We start from the raw sequence: 22,990 nt of genomic DNA, 5'->3' as shown, positions 1-22,990 counted from the left end.
AGCCCGTTGTTTTTGCTTTGCTTAAGGGGAAGGTAGGCGCGAATGCACGGAGGGGCAAGCAGGTTCTGCAGGGGTGCGGAAAAACAGGGCGGCGCGTGCATGCGCGCGCCGCCCGCAATCCATGGTCAACGCCAGCCAAGTCCGGGCGCAACGTGCTTCAGGATCGCTTCGATGACATGGGCGTTGTAATCGACGCCGAGCTGGTTCGGAACGGTCAAGAGCAGCGTGTCGGCTTCCGCGATCGCCTCATCGCCCTTCAGCTGCTCGATCAGCCTGTCGGGCTCTGCGGCATAGGAGCGGCCGAATACGGCGCGGGTTTTCTCGTCGAGATAGCCGATCTGGTCCTGCCCGCCGCCGCTGCGGCCGAAATAGGCCCGGTCCAGATCGTTTGTCAGGGCAAAGATCGAGCGGCTGACGGAAACGCGCGGCTCGAAATCATGGCCGGCCTTCTTCCAGGCCGCGCGGAATGTCCGGATCTGGTCGGCCTGCTGCTTGTGCAGCGGCTCGCCGGTCTCGTCGAATTTCAGCGTCGAGCTCTGCAGGTTCATGCCGAGCCCTGCGGCCCATTCGGCCGTTGCATTGGTCGCGGAGCCCCACCAGATGCGCTTTCTGAGCCCTTCCGCGTGCGGCTCAAGCCGCAACAGGCCGGGCGGGTTCGGAAACATCGGGCGCGGATTGGGTTCGGCAAAGCCACGGCCTTCCAGCTGCTCCAGAAACACTTCCGTATGACGGCGCGCCATGGCGGCATCATCCTCGCCTTCGGCGGGCTCATGGCCAAAATAGCGGTAGCCTTCGACCACCTGCTCGGGCGAGCCGCGGGAAATGCCGAGCTGCAGCCTGCCGCCGGAAATCAGATCGGCGCTGCCGGCATCTTCTACCATGTAGAACGGGTTCTCGTAGCGCATGTCGATGACGCCGGTCCCGATCTCGATCTTCTTCGTCTTCGCGCCGATGGCGGCGAGAAGCGGAAACGGCGAGGCCAGCTGGCGGGCAAAGTGATGGACGCGGAAATAAGCGCCGTCGGCGCCCAGTTCCTCGGCAGCAACCGCCAGATCGATCGATTGTGAAAGCACATCGGCGGCCGAACGTGTGGCCGACTGCTGCGACGGCGTCCAGTGACCAAAGGAAAGAAATCCTATCTTCTTCATTTTATGCGTACCTCCGGCATCTTCGATGCCCATGTGATTGGCCGTTCCGCGCGCAAGCCGGATACGGCACTGTTGCCGGGAAGATGCCCATCCTTTCAGGCGTTCGCAATGGGTGTTACCATGAACACTGCGTCTCCGGCCGCCGATACAAAAACGGCCCGCATCGCTGCGAGCCGTCGTGATCGTCTAAAGGCCTTGGCCTCACTTCTTTTTGCCGGAAGCCTTCTTGGCAGCGGGCTTTTCTTCGGCCTCTGCCTCGCGCTCTTCACGCAGGCGGCGCAGGCGCTCGGTCTTCTTCTGCTTCAGAGAGGCCTCTTCAGCAATGATGGAGCGGGCCACCTTGTCAGTCGTCGCCAGCTTGTCGCTGGCCGACACGCGGCCGGGCTTCAATTCCGTTGTCTCAGTCATATCCACCTCGTGGCCGTGATCGAAATTCTTCGCGATCAGCGCTTTCCGCGAGACGGCAGAAGGCCCTCGCGCTGGAGCTGCTTTCTCTTGAGCTTGCGCAGGCGCCGCACGGCTTCACCCGCTTCGCGATTGCGTTTTTCCGAAGGCTTCTCGTAAGAACGGCGCGCCCGCATCTCGCGGAAGATGCCCTCGCGCTGCATTTTCTTCTTCAGCACGCGCAGCGCCTGATCGACATTGTTATCTCTTACCAGTACCTGCAAGAAAACCTCCTTGTTGTTGCTTACTTTCGCCACCGGCTGCAAAAATCCAGCAACCGGTGAAGCGAAAACAAAAAGGCCGGGAATGACCCGACCTCTTCTCAGCCGCTGCCAGTACATCCGTGGTCAGCGACAATGAATGACAATTCTTGAACAGCTTGAAATAAGGTGAAAAACACCAATGCCGGTGTGGCTGCCAGTACATCCGTGGTCAACCGGGCAATAAGATCAAGCCGAAATAAGATCGTCGGCCGCGCTCTTCTAAAAGAGCGGTTATGTGCAAATCTTCCAATCAGCGGCAAAAGCCATGAGTGAGGAAGACGCGAACCCGAAAAACGGGCGCGGACCGCTTGCTTTCATCCTCTGCGGCACGAGAATATCGATTTTGAGAGGAAATCGGTCGGCGTATGGCCGAAGGCATCACAAGCAATCGTCGATGGACGAGATATAGGCCGTCTTGGCGGCGATTACAACACCAGGCTCGAAAATAGCCAAGGAGCGGGCCCCGGCCCGGCGCTCCCAAAATTGCCGATGACGGGTGAAAGTCCTTGTCGCACCGGCGCTGCAGCAGGGATCGCGCCCGGCCTTTCCTGCCGCCGCCGCTCGCCCGCGATCCCCAATGTCGCAAGCAAGTGCGGTCGAAACATTGTGCCGCTGCGCATTTTCGGCTATCGCCGGTTGAGGAGCGTGCACAGACAGGCCTGACCTTATGAAAAATCCCTTTACCACCGGCAGAACGTCCGGCCGCACACCACGGCTGCGTCGCAGCCCGCTCGTGCGCTACGGGCTCGCCGGCGGCATCCTGCTTGCGGTCGGTGCCTATCATCTGGTGCCCTCGGTGATTTCGCCCGGCGCAATGAGCAGCGCCTTCGAAGAGGAACTGAGCGGCTGGCTGGGCGCGCCGGCATCGATCACCGGGCAGGCGGACATTTCCTACTGGCCGCGCCCAAGGCTCATCACCCATGGCGCAGCGGTTCCCCGTCCGGGGGGCGGCGGACTTCTGGTCTACGGCAATGCCGGAACACTCACCGCCGATATCAGCCTTTACGGCGCGCTCACCGGACACCCTTCCTTTTCCAACCTGGCGCTCGACAATGCGGTTCTGATCTTCGAGGATGCCGAGGGTGCGACCGCCGCAAACCCCATGGCCAAGGCGATCGCATCGGCACGCGACGGCCATGTCGATGTCCTGAACGGCAAGGGACCCGGCGCGTTGACGCTTGCAAACAGCACGATCGCGATCGCCGGCGAAGAAGAACCCTGGATCATCAAGGCCGTCAACGGCGATTTCGAATGGGCAAGACTGGACGGGGCGGCCGAGTTCAGCGGCTCTGCCGAATTTGCCGGCGAGCCGACCACGGTTTCGGTCTGGGCTGCAAAGCCCGCAGCCGTGCTTGCGGGCCAGTCCTCGAAGGTTGAACTGAGCATCACCAATTCCGCCAATACGGTCAGCTATCAGGGCACGGCCTCGGGGCGCGAACCCTATTTCCTTGACGGCACATTCTCGTTGTCGACGAGCGATCTCCAGAAGCTCCTGGCCGCGCTTGGCGTCGAAACCCGGCTGCTCGGAAGCGTCGAGCGGGCCTCGCTCAAGGGGCAGGTATCGCGCAGCGGCAACGCGCTCCGCTTCTCCCCCATCGACCTTGCATTCGGCGATGCCAAGGGAAGCGGCGTTCTCGATATCGTGCCCCAGGCCGAAGACGGGCCTTCGCGCGTGACCGCCACCATGGCGTTCAGCGATATTGCGCTTTTCGATGCCGAATCATCGCTGCCCGGCTGGATCGACACGATGATGGACCGGTCGGACGATGATGAACGCTACGCGCTCTCCGATCTCGACCTCAGGATCTCGGCGGGCACCGTGCGCCTTTCCGACATCACCCTTTCCGACGTCGCGGCGAGCGTGATCCGCACCGATGAGCAGACAAGCTTCGATATCGCCGACAGCAAGCTCGACACCGGATCGCTGTTCGCCCACATCTCCGTGCGCAACGATGACAGCGCCGACGTTCGGCTGAATGCCGAGGCGGTAAAGTCCGCCCCGCTGTTCCGCCAGTTGGGCGTCGCCGTGCCACTCGAAAGCGATGCACTGAGCCTCGAGCTGAACTATGCCGCAGCGCTCCCCTTCGCGCGCGACGGCAAGGACGGGCTCACCGGCAGCTTCCGGTTTTCGGCACAGGCGGGAACGCTGAACTGGCTGGACCTCGCATCAATCCTGGAGACCGCCCGAAACAGCCGCTCCTTCGCCTTTTCGCCGCTCAAACAATCGCCTTATGCATTTCGCGCGATCAAGGGACGCGGCACATTGAACGGCGCGGAACTGACGCTTGACGGCGTCACCATCGAGGCCGAAAACGAAGAGATCACCATCAATGGCCGGATCGACACCGATACCGGAAAGCTCTCCGCGCATCTGACGGCCGTTCCCACATCCGGCGATGGTGCGCCGATCGCGCTTGATATCGACGGCAATGCGCTGGCGGCCTTTGCACGGGTCAGCGAGGCGACGCCGCCTGCCGCCGACGAGTGAGGCAGGCGTCAAGATCCTCATCTCCGGCCCGACTGGAATGGCGTTTCACAGGTCCGCTTCCGAACGTTTTCCCGCGTAAAGCTGCTGGCGGGCCTTCATGAACCGCGCCAGCCGATCCGCTATCTTTCTGATCTCGCGCTGATGGCGGTCATCATCGTGGAGCACCAGCCATTGCTCATGCGTGAGTTCGTCGATGATGGCGCCAGCGCGCTCAAGCCTCTGATTGGTATCTCCGATGAAGCAGGGCAGCACGGCAATCCCCGCTCCGGCCTCGACAAGATCGAGCATCGAACGGGGACGGCTGGCGGTTATGGCGATCGCCCTAGCGCGTTGTCTGTGCGGATAGCGCAGATAGTCTGAAACCGCCTCGTCCTGGCTAACGGCCACCCATCGCTCCAATTGAGATGCGGGGGCATTTTTCGCTCCAAACGGCGCATAGGCCACGGCGCAGAGGCGCCGGGCGGCAAGATTGGTCTCCTCCGGCCGGAATGAACGAATGCCGATATGGTTTTCGCGATGGGCAAGGCTTGCGCGTTGCTCGCCGACAACGAATTGCAGGCGCACACGATCCCCGGGCGGCTGGATATCGTTGATATGCTGACTAATCAAAAAGGCATTCCATGTGCCGATCGCCAGCCGCACCAGGGTCGGCGCTGATGCTTCGCCCTGCCAGTCCGCAACGCGGCGCAGACTGCCTTCTGCCTCCCTCAGCATGGCAAACAGCTTCTCTCCGTCCTGGGTCAGCCGATAGCCGCGCTGACTGCGCCGGAACAGGGCGCGCCCCAACCGCTTTTCGAGATCGAGCATATGGCGGCCGACCGTAGCCGGGCTCAGTCCGCTTTCATCCGCCGCACCCGAGAGGCCGCCGTGTCGAACGACAAGCAGAAACAGTTGATAGAGCGACCATGGAGCATTTTTCATAAATGAAAAATAGCGTGCGTTTGCGGCGGTATCAAACGGTAATTTTCGCTCTTAATAACGGGGATGGCTTCGACCAGGGAGACATCACCATGCATGAACACCGCCATCGTGCCTTCCAGGCGTTTTTTGAGCAACGCAGACTCACCGAGGACGACTATTACCGCGCTTTTGCGAGACCGCTTCCGCGACCGTGTTACGCGCTTGCTGCATGGCTGCTGAGGGCCGTAAAAGCGCTCAGACGGCATCGCCCGCAGCAACGCCGGAGGCCCAGGCCCACTGAAAATTGTAGCCGCCGAGCCAGCCGGTGACATCGACGCATTCGCCGATGAAATAAAGCCCCGGAACAGACCGCGTCTCCATCGTGGCCGAGGACAGCGCACGGGTATCGATGCCGCCAAGGGTGACCTCGGCCGTGCGGTAGCCTTCCGTGCCGTTGGGCTTGATCCGCCAGTCCTGAACCGCTTCCGCAAGCCGCCTGAGCGCCTTGTCGCTGGCATCGGCAAGCGCGCCTTGCGGCCCGTGCCGCTCGGCAAGGAATTGCGCGAGCCGTTTCGGCAGGTGCTGCGCGAGCGCGGTCTGGGCCGACTGCCTGCCATTTTCCCGCTTTGCCTTGATGAGCTCATCCTCGAGCGCGACATCCGGCAGCATCCTGACGGCGATCTCGCCGCCGGGCTTCCAGTAAGACGAAATCTGCAGGATGGCAGGGCCGGAAAGGCCGCGATGGGTGATCAGCATCGCCTCGCGAAACGCGGTCTTGCCGCAGCGAACTTCGCTGTCGACGCCAATGCCCGACAGCGGCTGCAAGGCCTCCTGCAACACAGGATCGAGCGTGAAGGGCACCAGCGCCGGACGGGTCTCGACCATCGGCACGCCGAACATGGCAGCAATCTCATAGGCAAGGCCGGTCGCCCCCATTTTCGGGATCGACTTGCCGCCCGACGCAACCACAAGGGCTTCTGCTGAGGCAGGCACATCATTGAGCCTCAGCGTGAACCGGTCGCCGGTGCGTGCGATATCCAAGACCGAGGTCGAAAGCGCGATCGTGACCCCGCCTTCCTCGCATTCCCGGAGCAGCATCGCGATGATCTCGCGCGCCGAGCCGTCGCAGAACAGCTGGCCGAGCGTCTTCTCGTGCCAGGCGATGCCATGGCGATCGACGAGATCGATGAAATCCTGCGGCCGGTAGCGCGCCAGCGCCGATTTGGCGAAATGCGGATTTTCGCTGATATAATTGCGCGGGCCCGCATGGATATTGGTGAAGTTGCAGCGTCCGCCGCCGGAGATACGGATTTTCTCGCCGGGCTTTGCCGCATGGTCGACGAGAAGCACGCGGCGCCCGCGCTTTCCGGCGCGCGCGGCACACATCAGCCCGGCCGCACCAGCACCCACGATTATGACATCATAGTCCTTCATGAACCCTCCAACGCGGATTTGGCCGAGAAAACACGTCTTGCCCCCTCGCCAATGTCTCTGCGGTGGTTATGATATAGAAAACCCGAAAGATACCCGGCCAAAGAAATGCCATCCAAAAAAATGACCATGAAGTCCGCATCCAAGTCTCACAGCAGCCGATTGAAACGCGCAAAGAAGCCAAGCGTCCTCTCCTCCCCCGCCTCGGCGCGGGGCGTTTCCGACTGGAAGGAGGCCGCCCGCTGGCTGAAGGCGCGCGGGATCGAGGATATCGAATGCATCACGCCCGATCTTGCAGGCGTGCCGCGCGGCAAGATGATGCCGACCTCGAAATTCACCTCCAACACCTCGCTGGCCCTGCCCTCGGCGCTCTACCGGCACACGATTTCGGGCGATTATCCGGATGAAAGCGGCAGCTTCCGCTATGAGCCGCGCGACAACGATCTGAAGCTCGTGCCGGATCTGTCAACGCTGACAACGGTTCCATGGGAAGCCGATCCGACCGCGCAGGTGATCTGCGACGTCGTCGGTTCCGATGGCGAGGAAGTGCCCTATACGCCGCGCAACGTGCTGAAGCGGGTGATCGAGCTCTATGAGAAGAAGGGCTGGCGGCCGGTGGTCGCGCCCGAGATCGAATTCTATCTGGTTGCCAAGAACGACGACCCCGATCTGCCGCTGACGCCGCCGGTCGGCCGGTCCGGAAGGCCGATCGTCGCCGGTCAGGCCTATTCGATTGCCGGCATCAACGAATTCGACGAGCTGATCGACGACATCTACCACTTCTGCGAGGCGCAGGACCTGGAGATCGATACGCTGATCCACGAGGAAGGCCCGGCGCAGCTCGAAATCAACCTGCGCCATGGCGATCCGCTCGAGCTTGCCGACCAGGTGTTCTATTTCAAGCGCACCATCCGCGAAGCCGCAACCAAGCACGGCACCTTCGCCACCTTCATGGCGAAGCCGATGCAGGGCCAGCCGGGCTCGGCGATGCACATCCACCAGTCGCTGATCGACATCGAGACCGGGCGCAACGTGTTCACGCTGGACAATGGCGAGCCATCGCCGGAATTCTTCCACTTCATCGGCGGCATGCAGAAATACGTGCCCGCCACGCTGGTGATGATGGCCCCCTATGTGAACTCCTATCGCCGGCTGACGCCCGACATGGCCTGCCCGGTCAACACCGCCTGGGGCTATGACAACCGCACCACCGCCTTCCGCATTCCGGTCTCGGACCCCGATTCGCGGCGCGTCGAGAACCGGCTGCCAAGTTCGGACGCCAATCCCTATCTCGCGCTTGCCGCCTCGCTTGCCTGCGGATATCTCGGCATCGAGAACATGACCGATCCTTCGGCGCCGACAGCCGACACCGCCAATGAAGGCATTGTCGACCTGCCGCGCGGGCTTCTCGAGGCGCTTGCGCTGATGGAAGCGGAAACGGCATTGCACCCGGTGCTTTCGCACGAGTTCATCGACCTTTATGCCGGCATCAAGCGCGGAGAGTTCGAAACCTTCATGCAAGTCATCAGCCCGTGGGAACGGGAATTCCTGCTGCTTCATGTATAATGGCGGCCTCGTGATCACGGAGAATTAAGGCGCATGGAATGGCAAAGCCCGATCGCCCCGGGCATGTCCTGGTATCAGGCGACACTTTCTGAACGACCGACCTACCCCCAGCTTGACGGGTCGACAACGGCCGATGTCGTGGTGGTCGGCGGCGGGTTCACCGGGCTGCAAGCCGCCTACCAGCTTGCAGCGGACGGCGTCGACGTGGTGCTGATTGACGCCGCCCGCTTCGGCGATGGTGCCTCGGGCCGCAATGGCGGGCAGCTCGGCACCGGCCAGCACTGGTGGCCGGAGGACATGGAACACAAGCTCGGCAAGGCACGCTCGGCGGCGTTCTTCCGCATGGCGGAAGATGCCAAGTCGCATCTCCTGGATTTTGCCCGGGCTAACAAGATCAATATCGACTTCAAGCCGGGCCAGCTTTCCGTCACCCACAAGCGGGGACTGGATTACACCTACCGCAACCACGTGGAGGTGCTCGCCGATCGCTACGACTATCCGCACCTCTCCTTCATGAGCCGGGAGGAAACCGCAGAACGCCTCGGCTCAACGCACTACCACTGCGGCATCCGCGACATCGGCACCGGCCATATCCACCCCTTGAAGCTGCTCGTCGGCACAGCGACGGCCGCCGACAAGGCGGGCGCGCGCCTGTTCGAATTGACAAAGGCCGTGAACATCGACCGCACCGAGGGCAAGGTGGTCGTCGAAACCGAGCGCGGCAATATCACCGCCGACCGCGCGCTGATTGCCTGCAACGGCTATATCGAGGAACATCTGGAGCCGAAGACGGCGGCGAAGATCATGTCGATCCGTTCGTTCATCGCGGCGACCACGCCGCTGCCCAAGGCGGCAAAGATCCTGCCGGGCGGCGAATCGGTCGATGACAGCCGCTTCGTGGTGCGCTATTTTCGCAAGGCGCCGACGGGGGAACTGCTGTTCGGCGGCCGCGAGGTCTATTCCGCCGATGATCCGAAAAACATCACCAAGCACCTCCACCGCCAGATTGCCCAGGTCTATCCGCAGCTTGCCGATATCGACATCACCCATGCCTGGGGCGGGTCGGTCGGCATCACCATGCCGCGCCGGCCGCTCGTTCACGACATCATGCCGGGCGTCACGTCGATCGGCGGATTCTCGGGCCATGGCGTCATGCTGTCGAATTATTGCGGCAAGCTCTATGCCGACGAGATCGCCGGGCGTTCCGCCGATCTCGGGCTTTACCGCGACCTCGAAATTCCCGCATTCCCTGGCGGCCAACCGCTGCGCAAGCCGCTGGCGTTTCTGGCGCTCACCTGGTTCGCACTCAAGGACCTGTTCTAGTATGCTGTTGCGTAACATGCCGATCCACCTCCCGCCTTCATCCGCTTTTTTTTGAAATCGGACTGGCATTTTTAAATCGATTTGATAAAACACCGCCAACCCGCTGACGATTGAGAGGACTGACCATGAGCAGTCAGATGATTCCGGTCGAACCCTTCGACTATGTTGTTTTTGGCGCAACCGGGGACCTGACGGAGCGCAAGCTTCTGCCGGCGCTTTACCACCGCCAGATTTCCGGCCAGTTCACGGATCCGACGCGCATCATCGGCGCCTCGCGCTCCGAACTGACGAGCGAGCAGTTTCGCAGCCACGCCCAGAAGGCGCTGAAGGAACATCTGAAGGAAGGCGAATACGACAAGGACGAGGTCGCCAAGTTCCTCGCTCGCATCGAATACGTGCCCGTCGACGCGACCAGCAACAAGGGCTGGGATCAGCTGAAAAAGATGCTGGAGGAAGGCAAGGAACGGGTCCGCGCCTTCTACATGGCTGTTGCGCCCTCGATCTTCGGCCCGATCTGCGATGGCATCCGCGACCACAAGCTGATCACCAAGCAGACCCGGATCGTGGTTGAAAAGCCGCTCGGACGCGACCTCGAGTCCGCGCTCGAACTCAACACCATGATCGCCAAGACCTTCCGCGAGGAGCAGGTCTTCCGCATCGACCATTACCTCGGCAAGGAAACGGTGCAGAACCTGATGGCGCTGCGCTTTGCCAATGCGCTCTATGCCCCGCTCTGGAACGCCAATCACATCGACCACGTGCAGATCACGGTCGGCGAAGAGGTCGGCCTTGAAGGCCGCGCGGGCTATTACGACAAGTCCGGCGCGCTGCGCGACATGGTACAGAACCACATCCTCAACGTGCTCTGCATGGTGGCGATGGAAACGCCGAACTCGATGGAAGCAGAGGCGGTGCGCGACGAGAAGCTCAAGGTCCTGCGCTCGCTGAAGCCGATCACCGAAGAGAACGCGAATGCCGTGACGGTGCGCGGCCAGTACCGCGCCGGCGCCTCCAGGGGCGGCGCGGTGAAGGGCTATCTCGAAGAACTCGGCGGCGAATCCGACACCGAGACCTTTGTGGCGATCAAGGCCGAAATCGAAAACTGGCGCTGGGCGGGCGTGCCGTTCTACATCCGCACTGGCAAGCGGCTGGCGACACGGCTTTCGGAAATCGTCATCACCTTCAAGGAAATTCCGCACTCGATCTTCGGCGAGGGCACCGGCCGGATCGCGGCGAACCAGCTGGTCCTGCGCCTGCAGCCCGATGAGGGCGTGAAGCAGTGGCTGATGATCAAGGATCCTGGTCCCGGCGGCATGCGCCTGCGCCAGGTGGCGCTCGACATGAGCTTCGCCCAGGCCTTCGACGTGCGCAATCCGGACGCCTATGAGCGCCTGCTGCTCGACGTGGTGCGCGCCAACCAGACGCTGTTCATGCGCCGCGACGAGGTCGAGGCGGCATGGCGCTGGTGCGACCCGATCCTGAAGGCATGGGAATCCACCAACCAGCCCGTCCACGGCTACACCGCCGGCACCTGGGGCCCGTCCAAGGCAATCGCGCTGATCGAGCGTGACGGCCGCACCTGGCACGAGCCGCTGTAGAGGTGGATGCGATGACCGAGACGATGCACACATTCAAGTCCGGGGCCGATCTGGCCGCTGCCCTTTCTGCTGCGGTTGCCGCGAAGCTTGCGGGCGCCATCGCCGACAAGGGCATGGCGTCGATCGCCGTATCCGGCGGCTCGACCCCCAAGGCCTTCTTCCAGGCGCTGTCTTCCGCGCCTATCGATTGGGAGAAGGTGACCGTTACCCTTGTCGACGAGCGTTTCGTGCCGGAGGACAATCCGCGTTCGAACCATCTGCTGGTCAAGCAAAACCTGCTCAAGGGTCCGGCGGCGAGCGCCCGTTTCATTCCGCTTTACCAGAAGGTGGAAACCGCCGAGGAAGCGGCCGAGATCGTGACCAACAAGGTGTCGGCCGCAAGCCTTCCCTTCGATGTCGTGATCCTCGGCATGGGAACCGACGGCCACACCGCCTCGTTCTTCCCAGGAGGAGACACGCTTGAGAAGGCGCTCGACAAATCCACGCCTGCGGGCGTGATGGCAATGCATGCCGAAGGTGCCGGCGAAGCCCGCCTCACCTTCACCTTCTCCAGCCTCGAAAATGCGGGCCTTCTGGTCCTGCATATCGAAGGCGAGGCCAAGAAGGACGTTTTGAACAAGGCCCTTGCAGGCGAAAGCGAAGCGGAAATGCCAATCCGCGCCGTTCTCGCCAGGGCCTCCTCTCCCGTCGAAATATACTGGGCGCCCTGACACCTCCTGCCGGGCGCCTTCCGCAAAACACAGGAAAAGCCCATGACCGCCGATCCCCGTATTGCTGAAATCACCGCTCGCATTGTCGAGCGGTCCAAGCCCACCCGTGAAGCCTATCTCGACCGCGTCTCCCGGGCGATCTCGAAGGGCGTTCACCGCTCCGTCCTGTCTTGCGGCAATCTTGCCCATGGCTTCGCGGTCTGTTCCCCCGCCGAGAAGGACGCGCTTGCCGGCGATACCGTCCCCAATCTCGGCATCATCACCTCCTATAACGACATGCTGTCGGCCCACCAGCCCTTCGAAACCTATCCGGCCATGATCCGCGAAGCGGCCCGTGAAGCCGGCGGGGTTGCCCAGGTGGCCGGCGGCGTCCCGGCCATGTGCGACGGCGTGACCCAGGGTCAGCCGGGGATGGAGCTGTCGCTGTTCTCGCGCGATCTGATCGCAATGTCTGCAGCCATCGGCCTGTCACACAACATGTTCGACGCGGCCGTCTATCTCGGCGTCTGCGACAAGATCGTGCCGGGCCTTGCCATGGCGGCGCTGACCTTCGGCCATCTGCCGACGATCTTCATTCCCGCAGGTCCGATGACGACCGGCCAGGGCAATGACGAGAAATCGCATATCCGCCAGCTCTATGCGGAAGGCAAGGTCGGCCGCAAGGAACTGCTGGAATCGGAATCGAAATCCTATCACGGACCCGGCACCTGCACCTTCTACGGCACGGCCAATTCCAACCAGATGCTGATGGAGATGATGGGCCTGCACATGCCCGGCGCCTCCTTCATCAATCCTAATACGCCGCTGCGCGATGCACTGACCAGGGAGGCCGTCAAGCGCGCCTTCGCGATCACCGCCGATGGCAACGAGTTCACCCCCGTCGGCCAGATGATCGACGAACGGTCGATCGTCAACGGCGTCGTCGGGCTTCACGCGACGGGTGGCTCGACCAACCACACCATGCATCTGGTGGCGATGGCGCGCGCGGGCGGCATCCAGCTGACCTGGCAGGATATCTCGGAGCTTTCCGACATCGTGCCGCTGCTTGCCCGCGTCTATCCGAACGGTCTTGCCGACGTGAACCATTTCCACGCGGCCGGCGGCATGGGCTACCTGATCCGCCAGCTCCTCAATGCTGGGTACCTGCATGACGATGTCCGCACCGTCTTCGGCGAGGGCATGGAAGCCTATGCCATCGACGTCAAGCTCAACGCGGACGGAACGGTGCTGCGCGAGCCGATCGGCGACGGGCCGAGTGCCGATCCCAAGGTGCTGACCACCCACGACAAGCCGTTCCAGCCGAATGGCGGGCTCAAGATGCTCAAGGGCAATGTCGGCAAGGCCGTGATCAAGATTTCGGCCGTGAAGCCGGAGCGCCGCGTGATCGAGGCACCCGCAATCGTGTTCCACGATCAGCAGGCGCTGCAGGATGCCTTCAAGGCCGGCGAGCTCAACCGCGACTTCATTGCCGTGGTCAGGTTCCAGGGCCCGAAATCGAACGGCATGCCGGAGCTTCACCGCCTCACACCGCCGCTCGGCGTGCTGCAGGACCGCGGCTACAAGGTAGCGCTCGTGACCGATGGCCGCATGTCCGGGGCATCGGGCAAGGTGCCGGCGGCAATCCACGTCACGCCGGAGGCAAAGGATGGCGGACCGATCGCCAGGATCCGCACCGGAGACATGATCAGGCTGGATGCCGAGGCCGGCACGCTGGAGGTTCTTGTGCCCTCCGAAGAGTTCGAAAACCGTCCGCTCGCGGAGGTCGATCTCTCCGGTAACGATTATGGCATGGGCCGGGAACTCTTCGCCCCATTCCGCCATTCCGTCGGCACGGCGGACCAGGGCGCAAGTGTGGTCTTTGGGTAACCGTTAACTGTTTTATCAATACGTTACCGGTCGCCGCAATGCGTGCGCTTTGTTGCCACGAAATAGACACAGGCCACCAATATTTCGTCGAGCCGGGAAACAAATCCCGGCCTTTTTCGTTTCAGAGGCAAGGGTCAATCCAACGTCAAGCGACTGTATCATTCCGGCAACATTGCCCCAAGGAAGTGTTCCGAATGTACAAAGTTCATTTGATCGATTGATTAAATCACCTATGTAGACGCCAGGTGAATAACACTGAAGGAGTACAGTAATGAAAAAGTTTCTTCTCGCCTCCGCCGCTCTCGTCGCAATGACGGCTGGCGCCAAGGCCGCTGACGTTGTCATGACGCCGCCCGCAGAGCCCTATGTTGCTCCGCAGGTAATCCCGCAGTCCTTCAACTGGACCGGCTTCTACCTCGGCGGCACCGCCGGCTACGACTGGGCGAGCGCCAACGTTACCTATCTCGGCGTTCCCGGCTCGGGCGATGATTTCAACGGCGGCAAGCTTGGCGGTTTCGCTGGTTATAACTACCAGTTCACCAACAACGTCGTTCTCGGTGTCGAAGGCGAACTCGACTACAACTGGAACGAACAGTCTTACGACGTAGGCCTGCCCTACAACGTCAAGGCCGGTTCGGACTGGGAAGGCTCGGTTCGTGCACGTCTCGGTTACGCATTCGACAACGCCCTCATCTACGCAACGGGCGGTTGGGCGATTGCCAACGGCTACGTAGAAGCCAACGGCCTGAGCCAGGACCAGACCTTCAACGGCTGGACCGTCGGCGCTGGTATCGACTACGCTCTCTCGAAGAACGTATTCGCTGGTCTTGAGTACCGTTACACCGACTTCGGCAAGAAGGACTTCGACGGCGCCCTCGCTGGCTTCTCCGGCAAGGACTACGAATCGAACCGCGTCATGGCGCGCGTTGGTTACAAGTTCTAATCTTACGGACCGGCGGTTCGCCGCCGCTCCTTCTCCTGTCACCTGTTGACGGAGAACACATCAAGCCCGCTGACACCGTCAGCGGGCTTTTTGTTTGCTGTTTGTGAAGGATGCACGCTCGTGTGTCGGCACCAGCGACCAAGGTCACGGCACGGGAAGCCCGGCGCGGATTGGATGCTGCGCGATGCAAAAAAGCCGTTCCGCGCAAGGCACGGAACGGCTCAAAAGACAGGACGAACCATCTTTTTCTTCCCCGTGGGGAAGATGCAGGCGGCATCTGCGAGGAAAGGCTTGGCACGCTCCCGGCAAAAGCCTCCCCGATACCGCGATTACCGGTAAAGGTAGCTGCGGCCCTTCTCATCGAACAGATGCAGCTTGGTCGGGTCGGCGACAAACCGCATCACATCGCCCGCAGCGCCCTTGTGGATGCCCGGCAGCTTGATGATGATCGGCTCATCCTCGATGATGTCGCCCTCGATGTAGATCAGCGTGACCTCGCCGAGCGCCTCGATGATCGAGATCTTGCCCTCGAACAGGAACTCCTCGTCGGACGTTGCCTCGCGCACGTCTTCGGGACGGACACCGAAGCTCGCCTTCTTGCCCTTGTCTTCGGCTGGCGTCTTGACCGGCACCTCGAAACGCTTGCCGTCATTGAGCTCGACCTCCGTGGTCTCGCCTGTCTGCGTGATCGTGACCGGGACGATGTTCATGGCGGGCGAGCCGATGAACTGTGCCACGAACAGGTTGGACGGGCGCTCGTAAAGCTCCAGCGGCGGACCGACCTGTTCGATATAGCCGCCCGACAGGACCACGATCCGGTCGGCAAGCGTCATCGCCTCGACCTGGTCGTGGGTCACGTAGATCATCGTGGTGTCGGCCATCTTTTCGTTGAGCTTGGCGATCTCGATGCGGGTTGCTACGCGCAGTGCGGCATCGAGGTTGGACAACGGCTCGTCGAACAGGAACACCTTGGGGTCGCGGCAGATCGCGCGGCCGATCGCCACACGCTGGCGCTGGCCGCCCGAAAGGGCCTTGGGAAGGCGGTCGAGATAGGGCGTGATCTGCAGCATTTCGGCGGCAGCGCGCACCCGGCGGTCGATCTCTTCCTTGCTTTCCTTGGCGATCCGCATGCCGAAGGCCATGTTGTCGTAGACCGACATGTGCGGATAGAGCGCATAGGACTGGAACACCATCGCAATGCCGCGCTTCGACGGGGGCACGTTGTTGACCACCTGCCCATCGATCGAGATGTTGCCGCCGGAGATTTCCTCAAGCCCCGCAATCATCCGCAACAGCGTGGATTTGCCGCAACCGGAAGGGCCGACAAACACCACGAACTCGCCTGGCTCGATCTCGAGATCGATGCCGTGGAGAACCTCGACATTGCCGTAGGTTTTCTTGACCTTGCTGAGTGAAACGCCAGTCATTTCCGCCCCTTTCCCTTATGCGCCGCGACGGGCGAAATATCCGCCCCAGGCAGGAAGTTTTATCGTTTTGCCATCTGTTTCAAACTGAAAGCCGGTCGCAGCCCCGTCGAAGGCCGCAAAGGCGCCTTCCGGCAGCGCCACCGAAACCGGCTCGCCCGAAATGTTGAAGACGCAGAGCACGCTCTCGCCATCCAGTTCGCGCTCGAATACCAGAACCTGATCGCTCTCCGCCTGGTGGAAGGTCATTGCGCCACGGGCAAGCGCCGGCAGGCTTTTGCGGAGTTTCAGGAAGGTGCGGTAATGCGCGAGCACCGAGCCATCCGCATCCTGCTGAACGTCGACGGCCTTCATCACGTGATCGGCCGAGACCGGAAGCCAGGTCCTGTCCGCTGTCGAGAAGCCGGCATTCGCCGCGCCCGACTGCCAGACCATCGGCGTGCGGCAGCCGTCACGTCCCTTGAATTCCGGCCAGAACTCGATGCCGTAGGGATCCTGCAGGTCTTCGAACGCAATATCGGCTTCCGTAAGCCCCAGCTCCTCGCCCTCGTAGAGGCAGATCGAGCCCTTGAGCGTCATCAGCAGCGAGGCCAGCATCTTGGCATAGGCGATCTTGTCGGCGACGCCCTCGCCCCAGCGGGTGACGTGGCGGACGACATCGTGGTTGGAAAACGCCCAGCAGGCCCAGCCTTCGGGAGCCGCTGCCTCGAAGGCGCGGATCGAATTGACGACATGCTGCGGCGTGACCGGCTGCGGCGCCAGGAATTCGAAGGCGTAGCACATCTGCATCTTGTCATTGCCGGAGGTATACTCGCCGACGATTTCCAGACCGCGCTGGCTGTCACCGACCTCGCCGACAGCGGCGACCGCCGGATATTCCTCCATCACCGCCCTGAGGCGCTTGAGAAACTCGAGGTTTTCCGGACGGCTCTTGTCGTAGAGATGTTCCTGGTAGTTGTACGGGTTAACCGCCGGCGCCGTCTGGTCGTTGCGCAGTTCCGGCGCGAGCGCCGGATTGTCGCGGAATTCCAGATCGCAGAAATAGAAATTGATGGTGTCGAGGCGGAAGCCGTCAACGCCGCGATCGAGCCAGAAGCGGGCCACATCCAGCAGCGCATCCTGCACATCGGGGTTATGGAAGTTGAGGTCGGGCTGGGAGACCAGGAAGTTGTGCATGTAATATTGCAGGCGGCGGCTGTCCCACTGCCAGGCCGAACCGCCGAAGATCGACAGCCAGTTGCTGGGCGGCGATCCATCGGGCTTGGCGTCCGCCCAGACATACCAGTCGGACTTCGCATTGTCGCGGTTCGCCCGGCTTTCAACGAACCAGGGATGCTGGTCGGAGGTGTGGGAAAGCACCAGATCGATCATGATCTTCAGGCCAAGCTCATGCGCCTTCTCGATCATCGCATCGAAATCGGCAAGCGTGCCGAACATCGGATCGATGTCCTTGTAGTTCGACACGTCGTAGCCGAAATCCTTCATCGGCGAGGTGAAGAACGGCGAAATCCACACGGCGTCGGCGCCGAGTTCTGCGATGTAATCCAGCCGGTCCGCGATGCCGCGAATGTCGCCCACGCCGTCGCCATTGCTGTCCTGGAACGAGCGGGGATAGACCTGGTAGATGACGGCGCCGCGCCACCAGTCCTTGTCAGCGGCTTTGGTAATATCTGCATTCATTGCTTTTATCCTGAATTTTCAACGGGCGTCGGGCGGCGTCAGCCGCCCTTGACCGAACCTGCAAGCAGGCCGCGCACGAGATAGCGTTGCAGTGCGAAGAACACGAGCAACGGCACGAGAATGGAAATGAAGGCCGACGCCGTCAGAATTTCCCAATTGCCGCCCCGCGAACCCAGAAGCTCGCGCAGCCGCACCGTCAGCACGATCGTGCTTTCGGAGTTTTCGAGAAACACGGTCGCCACCAGAAGGTCGTTCCAGGTCCACAGGAACTGGAAGATCGCAAACGAGGCAAGCGCCGGGTAGGACAGCGGCAGGATGATCTTGTTGAAGATCGTGAAATCATTGGCGCCGTCGACACGGGCCGATTCCATGATTTCGCGCGGCAGGCCGGCGATATAGTTCCTGAGAAGATAGATCGCGAGCGGCAAACCGAAGCCCATATGCGCAAGCCATATCCCGACATAGGTCTTGGCCGGCACATCGAACTCGCGGCCGATCCAGCCATACATTTTCAGAAGCGGGATCAGCGACATCTGCAGCGGCACGACCAGCAGGCCGATGATCACGGCGAGCAGAAGGTTGCGGAACGGGAACTTCATCCACGACAGCGCATAGGCCGCATAGGCAGCCACCAGAACCGGAATGATCGTGGAGGGGATGGCGACCGTAAGCGAATTGAGGAAGGACTGGCCAAGGCCCTCCGCCGTCACGACTTCGCGATAGTTCTCGAGGGTAAAGCGCGGCGGTATCTCCGCCGTGACGAAAATACGCTGGCCGCGCTTGCCGAAAGGTTCGGGCGACGTCATACGGTAGTCGCCGTTCCTTTCGACCGTCAGTTGCTGTCCGTCGCCGATATCGACGGTCTGGTCAACGTCATATTCGGTCGGATTGAGCGAAGAGGTCCCGAAATGGCTGACCTTGCCCTTGGTACCATCCAGCGCATTGCCGGTGATCACATAGACGCCGTTCTCCTCGGTCTGACCCTCTGCGCCAGGCGCACGGTGGATCAGGTTCTGGGTGGAGGTCGAAAGCGACGTCCACCAACCGGAGGCGACGATCTGGTCCTTGTCGCGCAGCGAGGTGACGAGCAGGCCGAATGTCGGAATGGTCCAGAGGATCACCAGCAACAGCACGGTGATGTGGGAGAACCAGACGAGCGGGGATTTCTTGTGCGAATGCATTACCGGCCCTCCATCTCTTTACGCGAATTGCGGATGTTCCAGATCATGATCGGGATCACGAGAACCATGATCACGATCGCAATCGTGGCGCCGCGTCCGAAATCGCCGCGGCGGAACATCCAGTCGAACATGAGGTTGGCAAGCACCTGCGTATCCCATTGGCCGTTGGTCATCGCGAGCACGATGTCGAAGACCTTGAGCACGATGATCGTGATCGTGGTCCAGACCACGGCGATGGTGTTGTAGATCTGCGGGATCATGATCTTGAAGAAGATCTGGAAGCCATTGGCGCCATCGATGACGGCGGCCTCGATGGTTTCCTCCGGAATGCCGCGCAGCGCTGCCGACAGCAGCACCATGGCAAAGCCGGTCTGGATCCACAAAAGGATGATCATCAGGAAGAAGTTGTTCCAGAACGGCATCGCGATCCACACATGCGGCTCGCCGCCCATCGCGACGATGATCGCGTTGAGGATGCCGATCTGGTCGGAGCCCTCGGCGCGGTAATCATAGACGAACTTCCAGATCACCGAAGCGCCGACGAAGGAGATCGCCATCGGCATGAAGATCATCATCTTGGCAAAGGATCCCCACCAGATGCGATCGGTGAGCCAGGCAATGATGAGGCCGAAGAAGGTCGACAGCGCCGGCACGAACACGAGCCAGAGCATGTTGTTGAACATCGACTGCCGGAACTCGGAATCGTTGAGCATCCAGACATAGTTCGAGGCGCCTACATATTGATCACCGGCAGGTCCGTTCAGCGAGAACCACAGGGACGCGCCCACCGGATAGACAAGGTAGACGCCCAGCGACAGAAGCGCTGGCAGCATAAATAGCCACGGACGGATCATTCCCGAAACGCGGAGGTTGCGCACCCCCTTCGCCGGATCCTTCGTCTCGGAAGGAAAAATGATGTCGAGCAGCTTGTTGGTGCCGTAGAAATAGATCACGGCGGCGACCACGCCGATGACGACGGCCAGCAGGGCCTTGAAAATTTGTTCCACGCCTTTCACTCCCCGTAGCGGCTCTGCAACGGCTCCAGGCCGCACCGCTCAGCTTTTTGTTTTCGGGTTTCCGGCGCATCGCAAGCGCCGCCCCTTCAGCAGAAGTCTGACGTTTCGCCGCTGTCTCCTGGCTGTCGACCTAAGACAGGGCGACCGGGCCGCTTGGCGGCCCGGTCAAGTATGGCAAATTCAAGCGGTCCTGACGACCTTTACTTGATCGAGTCCCAGGCCTTCTGGATGTTGTTGGCCGATTCTTCAGCCGACTGACCGCCGACGAAATCAACCATGCCGGTCCAGAATGCACCCGCACCGATGGCGCCCGGCATCAGGTCGGAACCGTCAAACCGGAAGGTCGTTGCGTTGGTCAGGATCTCGCCCTGGCCGCGCAGCGCATCATTGGCATAGGCTTCCGGGTTCACGCCCGTGAACGGCGTCAGGAAGCCGGACTGGGCCATCCACACTTCGTGTGCGATCGGGGTCTCCAGGAATTCGATGAAGGCCTGGGCGGCGGGGCTATCCTTGGTGATGCCGAACAGCGTGCCGGCGCCGAGAACCGGCTTGCCGAGATCTTCGCCTTCATAGGCCGGGAAGTAGAAGAAGTCCGCATCGATGCCAAGCTCGGTGCCTTCCGGGAAGAAGGACGGGATGAACGAGGCCATGTGATGCATGTAGCACTTCGGCGGCGACGAGAAGAGGCCCTTCGGGCTGTCGCGGAAGTCGGTCGAAGCAACCGAGGCAGCGCCGCCATCGACGAACTTGTCGTTCTTGGCAAACCAGCCGAACTCGTCGATCGCATTGACGACGCGCGGATCGTTGAACGGAATTTCGTTGGTGACCCACTGGTCGTAGACTTCCGGCGACTGCGTGCGCAGCATCATGTCCTCGACCCAGTCGGTCGCCGGCCAGCCGGTGGCACCGCCGGAACCGAGACCGATGCACCAGGGCGTGCCGCCATCGGCAACGATCTGCTCGGTCAGGGCCTTCAGGTCTTCAAGCGTTTCCGGCACTTCGTAACCGGCGTCCTCGAAATTGTCCGGCACATACCAGACAAGCGACTTCACGTCGGCCTTGTAGGGGAATGCGTAGAGCGCCTTTTCGCCATCCGGACCGGCATAGCTCGAAAGCGCCACCCAGGAATCGCCTGCGGCGTAGTTCTTGGACAGGAACTCACCGGCTTCGGCGGGCAGCTTCGTCAGAAGGCCCTTGGCCGCGAGATCGGCGGCGAGGCCGGGCTGCGGGAAGACGGCGATGTTCGGCGGGCTGCCGGCCTGCGTGTCGATCACGATCTGCTGTTCGAAGGAGTCCGAGCCGGCGTAATTGACGTTGACGCCTGTTGCTTCCTCGAAATAGGCGATCACGCTTTCAACCAGATCCTTGTCGGGACCGAGCCAGGGACCGAAAATCGACAGCGTTTCGCCGCTGATGTCGCCATGGTCTTCCGCGAACTGGTTGTAGCTGTCCCAGTTGAAGCGGGAATCATCGCCAACAGGGAATTTGAGGTCGGCCGCGTGTGCGGCACCGGCGAGCATAGCCAGCGTGGCAGCGCCGGCCAAAAGAGCTTTGTTCATGTGATTTACCTCCCATCACATTCGGCTCTGTGGTGAGCCTTGATTGTCATTGCGCAATTTGTCCAAAGCGCTTTGACATTCCCAACCATCTCTCTCACAGGGCATTGGTGTCAACCCCCCATCAATGCAACCCGCCAATTTTTGGCGAAATTGATACGGCGTTCGAGATTTTTTCTCGTCGGCGCTTGCAAAAAACGCAAAGCCGCGTTCAGATGAAGACGGGATTTCTCAAACCGCTTTGAGAGATTATTTGGGAGAATGACCGGGCGAAGTTGCAACGGCATCAAGCATTTGCGATGAACCCCGAACCTGCCATGTGGCGGACCGGACGTAGCGATTGAAATGTCGTCACCGGAGCGTTGACAGGAAATGGCGGAAATCACGCGGGCGATAAGCATCAGCGTGCGGGAGGACCAACGTGAATCTCAAGCAATTGTCGGCGCGGCTCGGCCTTTCGCCGACGACGGTGAGCCGGGCGCTGAACGGATATCCGGAGGTCAATGCGGCAACGCGCGAGCGGGTGCTGAAGGCTGCCCGAGAGACCGGCTACCGTCCGAACCGCACGGCCCAGCGGCTGGCGACCGGCAAGGCCGGCTCCATCGGCCTGCTGATGCCGATCGGCGACCAGGTGATCTCGGACCTTCATTTCGGCGAGTTCCTGAACGGGCTCGGCGAGATGGCGCAGGCCGAGGATTTCCACCTCGTCGTCATGCCCTCCGATCCCGCCAACGAAGTCTCCGCACTCAGAAGCCTTGCGACCAGCGGCTATGTCGACGGGCTGTGCCTCGCCTATATCCGCGAGAACGACCAGCGCATCGAACTGATGGAGTCCTTCGGCCTGCCCTTCATCGTGCATGGCCGCTTCTTCGAGGTGCCGCACGCCTATCCCTCGCTCGACGTCGACAATGAGGCCGCCTTCTACGATGCCACGCGCCTGCTGCTGCAGCTCGGCCACCGCCGGATCGCGCTCATCAACGGCGACGAGAATTTCGGCTTTGCGATCAGGCGCCGCGATGGCGTCGTGCGCGCCTGCCGCGAGGCCGGCGTGACGCTTGAACCGCAGTTCCACGTCTCGACCCAGATGACGGAAGCCGACGGGCAGCGCGCCGCCGAACAGTTTCTGGCGCTGCCCGCAACCCCGAGCGCGATTTTATGCTCGAGCATGATCCAGGCGCTCGGCATCGAGCGGGCGGTGACCGCCGCCGGCAAGAGGCTCGGCGATGACATCTCGCTGATTTCCTATGACGATGTCCTGCCGCTACTGCGCCCGGAACTGTTCAGCGTGCCGCTGACCACCACACGCTCGTCTCTGCGCACCGCCGGAAAGCGGATTGCCGAACGGCTGATCATGCGCATCAACGGCACGGAAACGGAAGATTTCGCCGAGTTGTGGCGGCCGGAGCTCGTGGTCCGCTCATCAACCGGCCGCGCGCCGGACTGATTGCCCGGC

The 22,990-nt window shown here is 61.6% G+C and carries 18 protein-coding genes; 8 read left to right on the top strand and 10 right to left on the bottom strand.

Features of this window, described 5'->3' with window-relative positions; genetic code table 11:
- Positions 1-125: 125 nt before the first annotated feature.
- The 3 genes from HPQ62_RS18090 to rpsU form a co-directional block, all read right to left on the bottom strand.
- On the bottom strand, positions 126-1,148 hold the full coding sequence (locus HPQ62_RS18090) for an LLM class flavin-dependent oxidoreductase (RefSeq protein WP_174803984.1): 1,023 nt from the start codon (positions 1,146-1,148) through the stop codon (positions 126-128).
- A gap of 201 nt (positions 1,149-1,349) precedes the next feature.
- A complete protein-coding gene (locus HPQ62_RS18085) occupies positions 1,350-1,556 on the bottom strand; it encodes a hypothetical protein (RefSeq protein ID WP_174803983.1) in 207 nt (68 codons plus the stop codon).
- 35 nt (positions 1,557-1,591) lie between these two features.
- On the bottom strand, positions 1,592-1,816 hold the full coding sequence (gene rpsU / locus HPQ62_RS18080; RefSeq protein ID WP_174804031.1) for a 30S ribosomal protein S21: 225 nt from the start codon (positions 1,814-1,816) through the stop codon (positions 1,592-1,594).
- A 706-nt stretch (positions 1,817-2,522) separates the two neighbouring features.
- Here rpsU and HPQ62_RS18075 point away from each other — a divergent pair.
- On the top strand, positions 2,523-4,343 hold the full coding sequence (locus HPQ62_RS18075) for an AsmA family protein (protein ID WP_174803982.1): 1,821 nt from the start codon (positions 2,523-2,525) through the stop codon (positions 4,341-4,343).
- A 45-nt stretch (positions 4,344-4,388) separates the two neighbouring features.
- On the opposite strand, the gene HPQ62_RS18070 is transcribed toward HPQ62_RS18075, so the two are convergent.
- Positions 4,389-5,264: a LysR family transcriptional regulator gene (locus HPQ62_RS18070; RefSeq protein ID WP_174803981.1), complete on the bottom strand. Its 876-nt coding sequence runs from the start codon at positions 5,262-5,264 to the stop codon at positions 4,389-4,391.
- Positions 5,265-5,498: 234 nt separating this feature from the next.
- A complete protein-coding gene (locus tag HPQ62_RS18065; protein ID WP_174803980.1) occupies positions 5,499-6,677 on the bottom strand; it encodes a BaiN/RdsA family NAD(P)/FAD-dependent oxidoreductase in 1,179 nt (392 codons plus the stop codon).
- Between the two features lie 126 nt (positions 6,678-6,803).
- Here HPQ62_RS18065 and HPQ62_RS18060 point away from each other — a divergent pair, with 126 nt between their 5' ends.
- The 6 genes from HPQ62_RS18060 to HPQ62_RS18035 all read left to right on the top strand — a co-directional run bounded on the left by HPQ62_RS18060 (position 6,804) and on the right by HPQ62_RS18035 (position 14,680).
- Entirely contained in the window at positions 6,804-8,240 is a 1,437-nt protein-coding gene (locus tag HPQ62_RS18060; RefSeq protein WP_425312649.1) for a glutamine synthetase family protein, read from the top strand.
- A gap of 33 nt (positions 8,241-8,273) precedes the next feature.
- The gene (locus HPQ62_RS18055; RefSeq protein WP_174803978.1) at positions 8,274-9,563 is read left to right on the top strand and encodes an NAD(P)/FAD-dependent oxidoreductase; all 1,290 of its coding nucleotides are present in this window, start codon (positions 8,274-8,276) and stop codon (positions 9,561-9,563) included.
- 125 nt (positions 9,564-9,688) lie between these two features.
- Positions 9,689-11,161 carry a glucose-6-phosphate dehydrogenase gene (gene zwf, locus HPQ62_RS18050; RefSeq protein WP_174803977.1) on the top strand — a complete coding sequence of 491 codons (1,473 nt, stop codon included), beginning with the start codon at positions 9,689-9,691 and terminating at the stop codon, positions 11,159-11,161.
- 11 nt (positions 11,162-11,172) lie between these two features.
- Positions 11,173-11,871: a 6-phosphogluconolactonase gene (gene pgl / locus HPQ62_RS18045; protein WP_174803976.1), complete on the top strand. Its 699-nt coding sequence runs from the start codon at positions 11,173-11,175 to the stop codon at positions 11,869-11,871.
- Between the two features lie 42 nt (positions 11,872-11,913).
- Positions 11,914-13,737 carry a phosphogluconate dehydratase gene (gene edd, locus HPQ62_RS18040; RefSeq protein ID WP_174803975.1) on the top strand — a complete coding sequence of 608 codons (1,824 nt, stop codon included), beginning with the start codon at positions 11,914-11,916 and terminating at the stop codon, positions 13,735-13,737.
- A gap of 271 nt (positions 13,738-14,008) precedes the next feature.
- Positions 14,009-14,680, top strand: coding sequence for an outer membrane protein (locus tag HPQ62_RS18035; RefSeq protein ID WP_244629761.1), 672 nt, complete (start codon positions 14,009-14,011; stop codon positions 14,678-14,680).
- A 329-nt stretch (positions 14,681-15,009) separates the two neighbouring features.
- Here HPQ62_RS18035 and HPQ62_RS18030 read toward each other — a convergent pair whose 3' ends face one another.
- The 5 genes from HPQ62_RS18030 to HPQ62_RS18010 all read right to left on the bottom strand — a co-directional run bounded on the left by HPQ62_RS18030 (position 15,010) and on the right by HPQ62_RS18010 (position 21,540).
- Entirely contained in the window at positions 15,010-16,107 is a 1,098-nt protein-coding gene (locus HPQ62_RS18030) for an ABC transporter ATP-binding protein (protein WP_174803974.1), read from the bottom strand.
- A gap of 15 nt (positions 16,108-16,122) precedes the next feature.
- Positions 16,123-17,784: a beta-galactosidase BglA gene (gene bglA, locus HPQ62_RS18025; protein ID WP_174803973.1), complete on the bottom strand. Its 1,662-nt coding sequence runs from the start codon at positions 17,782-17,784 to the stop codon at positions 16,123-16,125.
- 38 nt (positions 17,785-17,822) lie between these two features.
- On the bottom strand, positions 17,823-18,965 hold the full coding sequence (locus tag HPQ62_RS18020) for a carbohydrate ABC transporter permease (RefSeq protein ID WP_174803972.1): 1,143 nt from the start codon (positions 18,963-18,965) through the stop codon (positions 17,823-17,825).
- A complete protein-coding gene (locus HPQ62_RS18015; RefSeq protein WP_174803971.1) occupies positions 18,965-19,972 on the bottom strand; it encodes an ABC transporter permease subunit in 1,008 nt (335 codons plus the stop codon). The genes HPQ62_RS18020 and HPQ62_RS18015 overlap by 1 nt, the downstream gene beginning before the upstream one ends.
- Before the next feature lie 209 nt (positions 19,973-20,181).
- A complete protein-coding gene (locus tag HPQ62_RS18010) occupies positions 20,182-21,540 on the bottom strand; it encodes an ABC transporter substrate-binding protein (protein WP_174803970.1) in 1,359 nt (452 codons plus the stop codon).
- 418 nt (positions 21,541-21,958) lie between these two features.
- Here HPQ62_RS18010 and HPQ62_RS18005 point away from each other — a divergent pair, with 418 nt between their 5' ends.
- Positions 21,959-22,981, top strand: coding sequence for a substrate-binding domain-containing protein (locus tag HPQ62_RS18005; RefSeq protein WP_174803969.1), 1,023 nt, complete (start codon positions 21,959-21,961; stop codon positions 22,979-22,981).
- The last annotated feature ends 9 nt before the right edge of the window (positions 22,982-22,990 follow it).

It is taken from the genome of Martelella limonii (assembly GCF_013344475.1).
Lineage (GTDB): Bacteria > Pseudomonadota > Alphaproteobacteria > Rhizobiales > Rhizobiaceae > Martelella > Martelella limonii.
Note: the sequence above shows the minus strand (reverse complement) of the source record. Positions and strands in the feature narration are given on the sequence as shown.

Excerpts from the sequence above, each read along its gene's own strand:
- HPQ62_RS18090 (WP_174803984.1), bottom strand. The coding sequence starts at position 1,148 with ATGAAGAAGATAGGATTTCTTTCCTTTGGTCACTGGACGCCGTCGCAG.
- HPQ62_RS18085 (WP_174803983.1), bottom strand. The coding sequence starts at position 1,556 with ATGACTGAGACAACGGAATTGAAGCCCGGCCGCGTGTCGGCCAGCGAC.
- HPQ62_RS18075 (WP_174803982.1), top strand. The coding sequence starts at position 2,523 with ATGAAAAATCCCTTTACCACCGGCAGAACGTCCGGCCGCACACCACGG.
- HPQ62_RS18070 (WP_174803981.1), bottom strand. The coding sequence starts at position 5,264 with ATGAAAAATGCTCCATGGTCGCTCTATCAACTGTTTCTGCTTGTCGTT.
- HPQ62_RS18065 (WP_174803980.1), bottom strand. The coding sequence starts at position 6,677 with ATGAAGGACTATGATGTCATAATCGTGGGTGCTGGTGCGGCCGGGCTG.
- HPQ62_RS18060 (WP_425312649.1), top strand. The coding sequence starts at position 6,804 with ATGAAGTCCGCATCCAAGTCTCACAGCAGCCGATTGAAACGCGCAAAG.
- HPQ62_RS18055 (WP_174803978.1), top strand. The coding sequence starts at position 8,274 with ATGGAATGGCAAAGCCCGATCGCCCCGGGCATGTCCTGGTATCAGGCG.
- zwf (WP_174803977.1), top strand. The coding sequence starts at position 9,689 with ATGAGCAGTCAGATGATTCCGGTCGAACCCTTCGACTATGTTGTTTTT.
- pgl (WP_174803976.1), top strand. The coding sequence starts at position 11,173 with ATGACCGAGACGATGCACACATTCAAGTCCGGGGCCGATCTGGCCGCT.
- edd (WP_174803975.1), top strand. The coding sequence starts at position 11,914 with ATGACCGCCGATCCCCGTATTGCTGAAATCACCGCTCGCATTGTCGAG.
- HPQ62_RS18035 (WP_244629761.1), top strand. The coding sequence starts at position 14,009 with ATGAAAAAGTTTCTTCTCGCCTCCGCCGCTCTCGTCGCAATGACGGCT.
- HPQ62_RS18030 (WP_174803974.1), bottom strand. The coding sequence starts at position 16,107 with ATGACTGGCGTTTCACTCAGCAAGGTCAAGAAAACCTACGGCAATGTC.
- bglA (WP_174803973.1), bottom strand. The coding sequence starts at position 17,784 with ATGAATGCAGATATTACCAAAGCCGCTGACAAGGACTGGTGGCGCGGC.
- HPQ62_RS18020 (WP_174803972.1), bottom strand. The coding sequence starts at position 18,965 with ATGCATTCGCACAAGAAATCCCCGCTCGTCTGGTTCTCCCACATCACC.
- HPQ62_RS18010 (WP_174803970.1), bottom strand. The coding sequence starts at position 21,540 with ATGAACAAAGCTCTTTTGGCCGGCGCTGCCACGCTGGCTATGCTCGCC.